Annotated in this window: 11 protein-coding genes; 9 read left to right on the top strand and 2 right to left on the bottom strand. The window is 64.0% G+C overall.

What is annotated here, in order from left to right; translation table 11 throughout:
• Positions 1 to 341: 341 nt before the first annotated feature.
• Entirely contained in the window at positions 342 to 566 is a 225-nt protein-coding gene (locus AC0L2Z_RS31790) for a hypothetical protein (RefSeq protein ID WP_029351283.1), read from the bottom strand.
• A 287-nt stretch (positions 567 to 853) separates the two neighbouring features.
• On the opposite strand from AC0L2Z_RS31790, the gene AC0L2Z_RS31785 reads away from it, so the two are divergent.
• Entirely contained in the window at positions 854 to 1156 is a 303-nt protein-coding gene (locus tag AC0L2Z_RS31785; RefSeq protein WP_473630227.1) for a BrnA antitoxin family protein, read from the top strand.
• A gap of 134 nt (positions 1157 to 1290) precedes the next feature.
• Here the strand turns inward: AC0L2Z_RS31785 and AC0L2Z_RS31780 are convergent, their stop codons facing one another.
• Entirely contained in the window at positions 1291 to 2730 is a 1440-nt protein-coding gene (locus AC0L2Z_RS31780; RefSeq protein WP_473630226.1) for a LuxR C-terminal-related transcriptional regulator, read from the bottom strand.
• Here AC0L2Z_RS31780 and AC0L2Z_RS31775 point away from each other — a divergent pair.
• The 8 genes from AC0L2Z_RS31775 to AC0L2Z_RS31740 all read left to right on the top strand — a co-directional run bounded on the left by AC0L2Z_RS31775 (position 2720) and on the right by AC0L2Z_RS31740 (position 10772).
• A complete protein-coding gene (locus AC0L2Z_RS31775; protein WP_473630225.1) occupies positions 2720 to 3169 on the top strand; it encodes a hypothetical protein in 450 nt (149 codons plus the stop codon). The genes AC0L2Z_RS31780 and AC0L2Z_RS31775 overlap by 11 nt on opposite strands.
• Before the next feature lie 48 nt (positions 3170 to 3217).
• Complete coding sequence (locus tag AC0L2Z_RS31770; protein ID WP_473630224.1) at positions 3218 to 4099, top strand: DMT family transporter; 882 nt, start codon at positions 3218 to 3220, stop codon at positions 4097 to 4099.
• A 118-nt stretch (positions 4100 to 4217) separates the two neighbouring features.
• Positions 4218 to 4946, top strand: a complete 729-nt coding sequence (locus AC0L2Z_RS31765) for a gamma-glutamylcyclotransferase (RefSeq protein ID WP_473630223.1) — start codon at positions 4218 to 4220, stop codon at positions 4944 to 4946.
• Positions 4930 to 5160 carry a hypothetical protein gene (locus AC0L2Z_RS31760; RefSeq protein WP_287222810.1) on the top strand — a complete coding sequence of 77 codons (231 nt, stop codon included), beginning with the start codon at positions 4930 to 4932 and terminating at the stop codon, positions 5158 to 5160. The genes AC0L2Z_RS31765 and AC0L2Z_RS31760 overlap by 17 nt, the downstream gene beginning before the upstream one ends.
• A gap of 64 nt (positions 5161 to 5224) precedes the next feature.
• A complete protein-coding gene (locus tag AC0L2Z_RS31755; RefSeq protein ID WP_473630222.1) occupies positions 5225 to 6766 on the top strand; it encodes a winged helix-turn-helix domain-containing protein in 1542 nt (513 codons plus the stop codon).
• Positions 6767 to 7018: 252 nt separating this feature from the next.
• The gene (locus tag AC0L2Z_RS31750; protein WP_473524604.1) at positions 7019 to 7969 is read left to right on the top strand and encodes a substrate-binding domain-containing protein; all 951 of its coding nucleotides are present in this window, start codon (positions 7019 to 7021) and stop codon (positions 7967 to 7969) included.
• 218 nt (positions 7970 to 8187) lie between these two features.
• Positions 8188 to 9759 carry a sugar ABC transporter ATP-binding protein gene (locus tag AC0L2Z_RS31745; RefSeq protein ID WP_023799032.1) on the top strand — a complete coding sequence of 524 codons (1572 nt, stop codon included), beginning with the start codon at positions 8188 to 8190 and terminating at the stop codon, positions 9757 to 9759.
• Positions 9756 to 10772: an ABC transporter permease gene (locus AC0L2Z_RS31740; protein ID WP_023799033.1), complete on the top strand. Its 1017-nt coding sequence runs from the start codon at positions 9756 to 9758 to the stop codon at positions 10770 to 10772. The genes AC0L2Z_RS31745 and AC0L2Z_RS31740 overlap by 4 nt, the downstream gene beginning before the upstream one ends.
• Positions 10773 to 10900: the final 128 nt, after the last annotated feature.

Raw genomic sequence — 10900 nt, 5'->3', positions numbered from 1 at the left:
AGCTGGCATGTCAAAGACCGAAGCGCGCGGCAGTCAGCAACCAGCGTCTCATTCCTTCGCGCCCCCTCTGTCCTGCCGGACATCTCCCCCACGAGGGGGGAGATTGGCAGCTTCTGCCTTGGCGCCTCTTCTTCGACGTTGGAGATTGGCGAAAGCATTCGTGACATCCAATCTCCCCTCGTGGGGGAGATGTCCGGCAGGACAGAGGGGGCGCTGTCCCGCCAGCATCAAAATTCCATCGCAGCGGCGCTCCGCTGTCACGGCATGGATCCCAAGGTCTCCGCGACGTCGCTTCTCTCCTGCTCCGCCCAGGGATGACGAAGGGATGGATGTCACGCAGCTCAATCGTCGGTGGCCGGCGTCAATTCGAGCTCGGCCGGGGACAGACCCTGCTGGAGCTGGCTCAGCCGGAATTCGTCGACCCAATAGGCCTCGCCGTCGACGAGCACACGCGCCTTGTAGGCACCGGCTGAAAAGCTTTGTGCGGTGATATAGACCTTGTGGCGGTCGAGCGCCTTGCGCACCGCGGCACGCTTGGAATTCTGGCTGGTGACGGAACTGGCCATGGACTGCTCATACACACGCCGCCGCAGGAGAAGGCGGCTGGCATAAGGATGGCCGAGACCGGCTGTCGTGTCAATTTTTCAGTAGGCCCGAACGGCCTGGACGATCGCCGCGTCATGCCGAAACGAGCCTAGCACCGTGCCATGTTTGCCTTTTGGGTTGTCCTTCGCATGTGAACAACCGCTGAAGGAAAGGGGCTTGCATCACGACATTTGTTTTTTGTATCACGAATAATGGTTGACTATCCTATTATCGTCCGGCCAGCAGCAGGGAAAGGAGCTTTTTTGACATGACCCGCAAGAACCGCATGAAAGAGTTCGTTCCCGGTCGGGGTTACACCAAGGAAGACTGGGACGATGCCGACAGCCCGGAATTGACCGACGAGCAGATCGCCAAGGGCAAACCTTTTGCCGAAGCGTTTCCCGATCTGGCCGAGAGCATCAAGCGCGGCCGGGGGCGCCCACCTGTCGCCGTCCCGTTGCAGCAGATTTCCATCCGGCTTGAACCGGCGGTGATCGAGAAGTTCAAAGCAACCGGCAAGGGCTGGCAGGCCAAGGTCAACGATGTGCTGAAGAAGGCGAAAGTGGGCTGAGGCGGATATCATTTCGGCGAGGCCCACGGCATGGTGCCGTGCCCATTTGGTGCTTGTGCAGGGCGGCAACACCCGCCTGATCGGCCGGCATCGATCGGGCGAGCCGGCACCGACCCCTGCATGCATCAACTTGCCTACGGCAGCTTTGCCAGCTCGGCAGCGTGGCGGATGGCAAGCAAGGCGTCCGGGTTGGTCACCGGATAACCTGCGATGAAGCGTTCGACCGAAAAGCCTGGAAATTCGGCTCTCAAGCGGGCCGCGGCGCGCGCCGCATCGTCGGTCTCGCCCATGGCCGCATGCGAAAGCGCCAGGAACATCAGCACGTCCGGCGACTCCGGCGAACTCCTGCGGAGCGCCGCGACAGCTTCCCGATGCCTGCCGGCGGCAAACAGGATGCGGCCTTGCATGCCGAAATACCAGGGCGGGGCCAATGGATTGAGGCGCATGGCACGGTCGATGAGCGGGATCGCCTCGGCTGGGTCGCCGGCGACAAGCGCTGTGCTGCCGGCCAGCAGCAGCAGTATGCCGGCGTGGTTGGAGCCGTATTCGAGAGCCCGCCGGTGCGCGCGCTCCGCTCCTTCGAGATCGCCAAGGCATGCCCTGACATTGCCAAGGCATGCGTGGGCGCAGCTGTCCGTCGGGTCGAGGCGCAAGGCGTTTTCGGCCGTGATCCGCCCGTTCTCGATCGACGCCAGCAGGTCGTCGCCAAAGCCGTTGCAGGCCTCGATCGAATAGGCGTAGGCGAGTTCGGCCCAGCAGTTGGCGAAGGCAGGATCAAGCTCCAGCGCGCGCAAAAACAGGCGGATCGCCTCGGCATTGCCGGCGCGGCTGAACGTGGTGTGCTGTTCGAGGGCAAGCAGATAAAAATCATAAGCCCGCAAGTTGGCCGGTGGCTTGCGGCGAGCCGCATTGCGGCCGACCGTGGCCAGCGTTCCGTAACTGCCGGCGAACACGTTGATGATGCTTTCGGCCAGGCTGTCCTGCAGCGCGAAAATGTCATCGGCCGGGCGATCGTAGCGCTCCCTCCACAGGTCGACGCCGCTACGGGCATCGGCAAGCTCTATCGTCAAGCGAATCCTCTGGTCGTCCGCACGCAACTGGCCCGACACGAAATAGGTGGCGCCGAGCGCCTTGCCGTCCGCCGCGAAATCGGCCGGCTTGCTGCCCAGCGATTTCATCGTGTGGAAGGCGATGACAGGCAAGCCAGCGTATCGCGCCAGGTTGATGGTGATATCTGACGACAGGCCGTCGGCAAAGCGGCGCCAGCGCTCGTCGGAATTCAGGCATTCGATCGGAAATATGGCGAGCACCGGCGGAGCGTCCGACGGAGGTGACTGCCCGCCGGGCCGAGCGCCGGAAGCGCCGGAAAAATACGCCGCGAGCCCGATCTTGGTGCGCACGCCAAGTTTTTCGTAGATGGCCGCAAGGTGGGTGCGAACGGTGGTCGGGGCAATGAAAAGTGCATCGCCGATTTCGCGATAGGTCATGCCGGTTGCGAATTTTTCCGCGACCGCGCGCTCGCGACCCGACAAGGCATCGAGCGTCTGCGCTTTCGAAGCGTCATTGACCGTCATGGTGGAACCCGTCCCAGGACAGAATACTACAAATGCAGGAGGCCGAATACTGCATCTGCCCGATCCCGCCGCGGGCGCACAAATTGCAAGGTCGTTTGCCGCAAAAAGCGGCAATCAGGGGGAGGTTTCCATGCGTCCTGTTTCGATATTGCTGGCATGCACGATCTTGAGTTTTTCCGCCGCCCAGTCGCCGTCGTTCGCAAGAGGATGCAGGCAGGTGCTGGAATCGGATGTGAAAATCACGAGCATGCGCCTCTATGCCGACATCCTGGCCAATGCTGCCCGCAACGGCTGGGACTACACGCCTGAATCGATCGTCAGCGGCTCAAAGCGGCATTTCGAGGAGATGAAGCTCCAGTTGAATGACGCCGGCTATGAGATCATGCCCGTCGGCGTGCGCCTGTATTGCAAGCGGTGGGACAAGCTCGCCGCCCGCTAGCAACCAGCGATCCGCCCTTTGCGGCGCAAGCTTTGCCGAGACATCGATATGTCGAAGGTGCAGGCCAACTGTCTGCTTCTGCTTGCCGCTGCCTTTTGGGGCTTCGGCAATGTTGCGCAGAAGACTGTGCTGGATCATCTCGATCCGCTCAGCGCCGTGGGCATGCGCTGCCTGATCGCGGGACTCATGGCCGCGCCGCTGACGGGGCTCGAATGGGGAACGAAATCCGGGCCAGGCTACCGGATGAGCCTCGCCAAAGTCAGCGCTCTGTTCTCGATATCCATCATCATCCAGCAGGTCTCCTATCTCGACACCTCGGTTACCAATGCGAGTTTCCTGGTGAGCACCGCAATGGTGATGACACCGCTTGCGGCCTGGTTGCTGATTGGCGAGCGCCCGACTGCTGTCGGCGGGCTTGCGGCTGCCATGACATTGGCCGGTGTCCTGCTGCTGTCCGGAGGCTTGATCACCAGCTTCAGCCAGGGCGATCTTGCTGCGATATTTTCGGCCGCGTGCTACGCGCTGTGGATGGTGGAGCTTGGCCGCCACATGCAGACCCACGGCGCGCCGGTCGCGGCGGCTGCCGCGCAATTTCTCGGCGCCGCCGTGATCACGCTGCCGCTCGGCGCCCTTCTGGGTAATCTGTCGCTGGCCGCCATCAGCGATGCCGCCCCGGAACTCGCCGTGCTCGGCATCTTCTCGACCGGGGCCGCCTTCGGCATGCAGACGATCGCTCAACGCTTCACGTCGGCCAGCCATGCCGCGGTGATCGTCAGCGCAGAGAGCGTGTTCGGAGCGGTTGGCGCCGCCATATTTCTGGGCGAGCGGCTGTCGCCGACCGGAGCAGCCGGTGCTGCGGTCATATTTGGATCAATCACCTTGCTGTCGCTGACAACCGACAAAATCAGCAAGCCGGCGGTGGCAGACTGAGAGATTGTGGGACCAGCCGCTGCGGCTCCATTCGATTTCAGCACAATATCAGCATCCGTTCAGGACGCGGATGCCTTGTCGCGGCGATGCTCCCGGGAGACAAACCCGATGAGCGACCATGACAATCGCCCTGACAGAAGACCTCCTCGCCAGGATCGATCGCAAGATCGAGGACGCCGGCCCGGCGCCTGGACTGCGCAATCTGGAGGATCGCGACTATGTCGGCATTCGCAAGCAACTGCTTGCGGGACGCCCGCGTGACGTCTGGGTTTTCGCCTACGGCTCCCTGCTGTGGAACCCTTGCTTCGAATTCGTCGAGGAGCGACCGGCAACCGTGCATGGCTGGCATCGGCGATTTTCGCTGTGGCTGACCCGCTGGCGCGGCACGCGCGAGCGGCCCGGGCTGATGCTTGCGCTCGACCGCGGCGGCAGCTGCCGCGGTGTCGTCTATCGTCTCCCCGACCTTGATATCGACGCGGCAATCGACCGGCTGCTGCGCCGGGAGATGAGCGCCAACCCGCCGACCAACATTCCGCGCTGGGTTTCGGTTCGAGGCGCGGGTGGGAATTTGCGGGCCATCGCCTTCGTCGCCGACCGGAGTGGCCCCGCCTATGCAGTAGACCTGCCCGAGCAGACCACGGTGGAAATCCTGTCGCTCGCCGCCGGCCACATCGGAAGTTGCGCCGACTATCTGCGCCGCACCGTCGTTCAGCTTGAAGCCCGCAACATCCGCGACGCCACGCTATGGCGGCTGCAGGGCAAGGTCGCCGCCTACCTCGGATCATTGCAATCCGGCACGCCCTTGCCGGCACCAACCGTGGAGATCGAACATGCATGCGAAGGCTGAAGGACCATTCCCCCCGTCGGTTCTGGCACGGGAAGCCGTGCACCGGATTCTGTCGACGGGCAACGTTGAATTCTGTGGCGGCGAAACGGCTCAGATGCTGCACTATCTCGACCGGCTGATGCCGAGTGAGACAGCCATGATCCCTGCCGAAACGATTCCTGCAGAAACGATGCCGCGCCTATGGCAGCGCCTTTCCCGCTTCTTTCGGGCTTGACCTTTACCGGCTTATGCGGCTCCGATGATCCTTGCGCAATCAGGCGCAGCGGTGGTGCAGGAGCTTGGCACACCAGGTCGGCAGCTCGGTTCTCGATCTCGACCGCGGCACATTGCGGCGTGACGGCGAGATCGTGCCGGTGCGGCCAAAGACCTTCGACCTGCTCGCCTTCCTGGTGCGCAATCCCGGCCGTGTGCTGAGCAAGGACGAACTGTTCCAAGCGGTCTGGCCCAACACCATCGTGACAGAGGATTCGCTCACGCAATGCATTCGCGATGTGCGCAAATGCATAGGCGACGAGACGCAGTCGCTGGTTCGCACCGTGCCCCGGCGCGGCTACATGTTCCAGGCTGCCGACGACCTGTCCGCTTCGCCGCCGCCGGCCAGAGCTTCGGTTCAGATTGAACGAGCGCCCGAGCCGATGGTCGCCATCCTGCCGTTTCGCGTTAACATTGACGATGCGACGGCAAAGCCGCTCTTAGACGGCGCGGTCGAGGAGATCATCAACGCGCTTTCCTACTTCAAGACCATCGCGGTGCTGGCGCGCCATTCGGCCTTCGCGCTTGCCGAACATTCCGACCAGGACATCTGGGCGACTGCTGAGCGTCTCGGCGCCGACTATGTTGCGGAAGGCAGCGTCGAGAGCGCTGAGGATGGTTACAGCACGCACGTCGTGCTGTCCGAGACAGCGTCCGGTCGCCGCATCTGGGCGCAGGCATTTTCGTTCAGGACCAGCGATCTCTTCCTCTTTCAAAGGATGGTGGCGCAACGGATCGCGACCGCGCTGGTCGCCAACATAGAGAGCGCGGCGATGCGGCGCATGTCCCCCGCGCCCGCCGCCAACATCGAGGCCTACGTCCATATCTTGCGCGGCATGGCACTGTTGCGCAGCTATGGCGAGGGCGTCAACCAGCAGGCCCGCCAACATTTGCTGAAGGCGCTCGAACGCGATCCGGACTCGGGGCTCGCTCACGCCTATCTCGCCTTGGCGGAAACGATCATAGGCGGCTATGGCGGTGCGCCCCGCGCCTTGCTCGATCAGGCTCGGGACCGGGCCTTGCACGCCACTGCACTCAGCCCGGACGAGGCACGTTGCCACCGCATCCTGGCGTTGATCCTCCTCTACCTGGCCGAATTCGACGCCGCAGCACGCCATTTCGCGCGCGCGTTGGATCTTAATCCCTACGACGCCGACACCTTGGCCCAGACGGGCTTTTTCGAGGTGATACGCGGTCATGGCGAGACCGGCCTGGTGCTGCTGGACCAGGCGATTCAACTCAATCCGATGCATCCCGCCTGGTATTATTACGACCGGGGTGAGGCCCTGCTTGTCGTTGGCCGCTACCCGGAAGCGGCCGCGTCTTTTTCCTGCCTTCCGCGAAAAAGTGCCTGGCAATGGTCGCGGCTGGCGGCTTGTCACGCGCTTGACGGCAATATCGACAAGGCAAGGGCCTGCACCAGGGAGGGCCGTCGCCTAAACCCCGGGCTGACCGTGCAGGAAATCATGGCGGACCTTCATATGATGCGCTCGGAAGATCGGGAGCGGATACGATCCGGTCTCGAGTTGGCCGGATGGGATGAAGCGCAATTGCCGACAACACCATGAGCAGCATCGGAGCGTTGGGCGCGTGACGCGGCCCTGTGTCGGATCCGCCCGTTCTTGCGCAAATCTCCGGCCTTGGCTAGCATCCGCCCGCCGGCGCCGAGCGGAGGAGAACGTCGCGGTGGACCGGCTGGAGCGCCGTTGCGTCCCCTTGGGCGCTCAAAGGACACTCCATTTCTGGATCGACGCAGGAATTTTCGGAAAACCGGAACCGGTTTTCGGGTTCATGCGCTCATGTGGGAGGAGACTAAATTGATCAACAGACGTGAATTCCTGCTGTCGTCCGTGGCGATGGGCACGATGGCGCTGGCCGCTCCGCAACTGGCTTTCGCCCAGGACAAGCTGACCATCCTTGGTTCGGTGCCGAGCCTCGGCTTTCCGTTCTTCGTGCACATGCTGAACCAGATCAAGGCGGAAGCGCAGGCGCAGGGCGTCAATCTTGTCGAAAGCGACGGCCAGAACTCGGCGCCCAAGCAGACCGCCGATATCGAGGCAGCGCTCGTGCAGAAGATCAACGCCATCGTCATCTCGCCACTCGACGTCAACGCGCTGGCCCCGGCCATCGAGCAAGCGATCCAGGCCGGCGTCCCCGTCGTCACCATCGACCGCCGCGTCGACGGGGTCGAAGGCATCCTCGCCCATGTCGGCGCCGACAACGTCAAGGGCGGCGAGGCCGAAGCGCAGGCCATGGTGGCGGCTTTCCCGAACGGCGCCAAGATCTTCCATCTGCAGGGCCAGCCCGGTGCTGGGCCCGCGATCGACCGCAACAAGGGCGTGCACAACGTCCTCGATCCGATGAAGGACAAGTACCAGATCATCTTCGAGCAGACCGCCAATTTCGCCCGCGCCGAGGCGCTCTCGGTCACCGAGGCCGGCCTTGCCGCCAACGGCAAGCCCGACGCGATCATCTGCGCCAATGACGACATGGCGCTTGGCGCGGTCGAAGCCTGCGCGGCGCGCAACTTTACCGACGTCAAGATCTACGGCTTCGATGCGCTTCCCGAAGCGCTGGTCGCCGTGCGCGACGGCAAGCTGGCCGGCACCGTCGAACAGTTCCCCGGCGAGCAGTCGCGCACCGCGGTGCAGATCGCCGTCGCCTATGCCAGGGACAAGACCGAGCCGAAGGAAAAGCTTGTGCTGCTGACGCCGATCGTCATCGGCAAGGACAATCTCGACAAGGCGGAAAGGCTGGGCGAGACGAAGTAGGCCAATTGGCGAGGCCGGTGGGAAAGCACCCCCTCTGGCCTGCCGGCCATCTCCCCCTCAAGGGGGAGATTGGCAGTTTCAACGCGTCGCCCTTTCTTCAACGCCGAAGATTAGCGAAAGCGGCCATGACATCAGATCTCCCCCTTGAGGGGGAGATGTCCGGCAGGACAGAGGGGGTGTTCAAGCGCGGCGTGAACAACTGCATCGAGGGAAAACTTTTGCCAGCCGAAGCCACTGCGTCGCCCAATACCCCCCTCCTGGCCGTCGAGGGCGTGACCAAGCGTTTTGCCGGCGTCACCGCGCTGAGCGATGTCTCGCTCGAGGTTCGGCCCGGCGAAATCCTCGGCCTGCTCGGCGAGAACGGCGCCGGCAAGTCGACGCTGCTCAAGATCCTGTCCGGCGTGATGCCGCCGTCCAGCGGCCGCATCGTCTTCGACGGCGTAGAATTCAATCCGCACAATCCGCAGGATGCCAAGCGCCTCGGCATCGTCACCATCTACCAGGAACTGAGCCTGATCCCGACGCTGACCGTGGCGGAGAATATTTTTATCGGCCGCGCGCCGCTCGGGCGCTTCGGCCTGGTCAGCTGGCGGAAGATGGAGGTAGACTCGCGCGCGATCATCGCCCGCGTCGGCCTTGACCTCGACCCGGCGACGCCGGTGTCTGCGCTGTCGGTGGCCGAGCAGCAGCTGGTCGAGATCGCCCGCGCGCTGTCGCTGAAGAGCCGGCTCATCATCATGGACGAGCCGACCTCGGCGCTGACCGAAACCGAAGTGCAAAAACTGATGTCGATCATGGGCCGGCTGCGCAAGGACGGCGTCGCCATCATGTTCGTCACCCACCGGCTGGAAGAGGCCTCCGCGATCTGCGACCGCATGACGGTGCTGCGCGACGGCAGGCTGGCCGGCCATCTCGACCGCGATGGCGGGCCGATCAAGCTGCCGAAAATCATCGAGAAAATGGTCGGCCGCGCCGCGTCCGAGCTTTATGCCAGGCCGACGCTGCGCGATGTCGCCGGCGACGTCAGGCTTTCCGTGCGCGGCCTGCGCACGGTGCGCGATCCGCAGGCGCCGCACGCCATCGTGCTCGAAGGCATCGATCTCGACCTCAAGGCGGGCGAGATCCTCGGCGTCGCCGGCCTCGTCGGCTCCGGCCGCACCGAGCTTGCCCGCGCCATCTTCGGCGCCGACCGCATCGCCGCCGGCACCATCACCCTCGACGGCAAGACGATCGCACCTGAAACACCCGCCGACGCCATCGCCCTCGGCATCGGCCTGGTGCCGGAAGACCGCAAGCATCAGGCGATCTTCGCCGCGCTCGGCATTCTCACCAACTTTTCCGTCGCAGCGCTCGGCCGCTACTCCAACGCTCTCGGCTTCATGGCCGAGCGCCGCGAGCGCCAGGCGCTGGCGAGCTACAGAAAAACGCTGTCGATCCGCATGGCCTCGCCCGAGCAGCCCATCGAGGGGCTGTCCGGCGGCAACCAGCAGAAGGTCATCCTCGCCCGCTGGCTTGCGCGCGACCCCAAGGTGCTGATCGTCGACGAGCCGACGCGAGGCGTCGATGTCGGCGCCAAGGCCGAGGTGCACCAGATCCTGGTGCAACTCGCCGGGCGCGGCATCGCGATCATGATGATCTCGTCGGAATTGCCCGAAGTGCTTGCGGTCTCGGACAGGATCGTCACCATGCGGCGCGGCCGCATCACCGGCGAGATGCCAGGCATCGAGGCGACCGAGGAAAAACTGATGGAACTGATGGCGCTCGATCAAACGCAGGAAGCGACGCAATGACCAGCACGACCGAACAGAGCCAGCGCGGCGGCATCAATGTCGCGCGCCTGCTGATGAGCTTCGGCCCGCTGATGTTCCTGGCGCTGCTGATCGTCGTCTTCACCGTGCTGAAGCCGAGCTTCATCGACCCGATTAACATCTTCAACATCATGCGGCAGATCTCGATCACCGGGCTGATCGCGCTCGGCATGACCTTCGTCATCCTCACCGCCGGCATCGACCTGTCGGTCGGCTCGCTGCTGGCTTTCTGCGGCATGGTCGCGGCGGTGGTGGCCAAGGGCGGCACCGCCAACACGCTGTCGCTGTCGACGTCCGGCGCACAAGGCTATGGCTGGTTCGCCGCCCTTCTGGCTGCCGTCGTCGTCGGCGCCCTGGCCGGCGGCGTCCAGGGCTTTGCCATCACCCGGCTGAAAGTGCCGCCCTTCGTCGTCACGCTCGGCGGCCTCACCGTCTTTCGCGGCCTGACGCTGACGATCTCCAATGGCGGCCCGATCTCCGGCTTCGACGCTTCTATGCGCTGGTTCGGCACCGGGCTGATCGGCCCGGTGCCGGTGCCGGCGATCATCTTCGCGGCGGCGGCGATCCTCTGCCACATCGTCCTGCGCTACACGCGCTACGGCCGCGCCGTCTACGCCGTCGGCGGCAATGCCGAGGCGGCGCGGCTGTCCGGCCTGCGCGTCGACCGCATCCTGATCTCGGTCTACATCATCGTCGGCTTCTTCGCCGGCCTTGCCGCCTTCGTGCTATCGGCCAGGCTCAATTCCTCGGAAGCCGTCGCCGGCATCGGCTACGAGCTGACGGTGATCTCGGCGGTGGTCATCGGCGGCACCTCGCTGTTCGGCGGCATTGGCTCGGTCGGCGGCACGGTGGTGGGTGCGGCACTGATCGGCGTGCTGCAGAACGGGCTGCAGTTCAACAACGTCTCGTCCTACACGCAAAGCATCGTCATCGGCCTGATCCTGATCCTCGCCGTGGCCTTCGACCGCTGGCTGAAATCGCGGGTAAGGCGGTAGTCCGAGGGGCAATACAGACCTAGGTCGGCGGGACAGTACCCCTCTGTCCTACCGGACATCTGCCCCTCAAGGGCATATGCGCTAAGATAGGTGTTGCAGCGGGGAATCGGTTGTGATTCTACGCTGCG

Source organism: Mesorhizobium sp. WSM4850, from assembly GCF_055811735.1.
Note: the sequence above shows the minus strand (reverse complement) of the source record. Positions and strands in the feature narration are given on the sequence as shown.

Excerpts from the sequence above, each read along its gene's own strand:
- AC0L2Z_RS31790 (WP_029351283.1), bottom strand. The coding sequence starts at position 566 with ATGGCCAGTTCCGTCACCAGCCAGAATTCCAAGCGTGCCGCGGTGCGC.
- AC0L2Z_RS31785 (WP_473630227.1), top strand. The coding sequence starts at position 854 with ATGACCCGCAAGAACCGCATGAAAGAGTTCGTTCCCGGTCGGGGTTAC.
- AC0L2Z_RS31780 (WP_473630226.1), bottom strand. The coding sequence starts at position 2,730 with ATGACGGTCAATGACGCTTCGAAAGCGCAGACGCTCGATGCCTTGTCG.
- AC0L2Z_RS31770 (WP_473630224.1), top strand. The coding sequence starts at position 3,218 with ATGTCGAAGGTGCAGGCCAACTGTCTGCTTCTGCTTGCCGCTGCCTTT.
- AC0L2Z_RS31765 (WP_473630223.1), top strand. The coding sequence starts at position 4,218 with ATGACAATCGCCCTGACAGAAGACCTCCTCGCCAGGATCGATCGCAAG.
- AC0L2Z_RS31760 (WP_287222810.1), top strand. The coding sequence starts at position 4,930 with ATGCATGCGAAGGCTGAAGGACCATTCCCCCCGTCGGTTCTGGCACGG.
- AC0L2Z_RS31740 (WP_023799033.1), top strand. The coding sequence starts at position 9,756 with ATGACCAGCACGACCGAACAGAGCCAGCGCGGCGGCATCAATGTCGCG.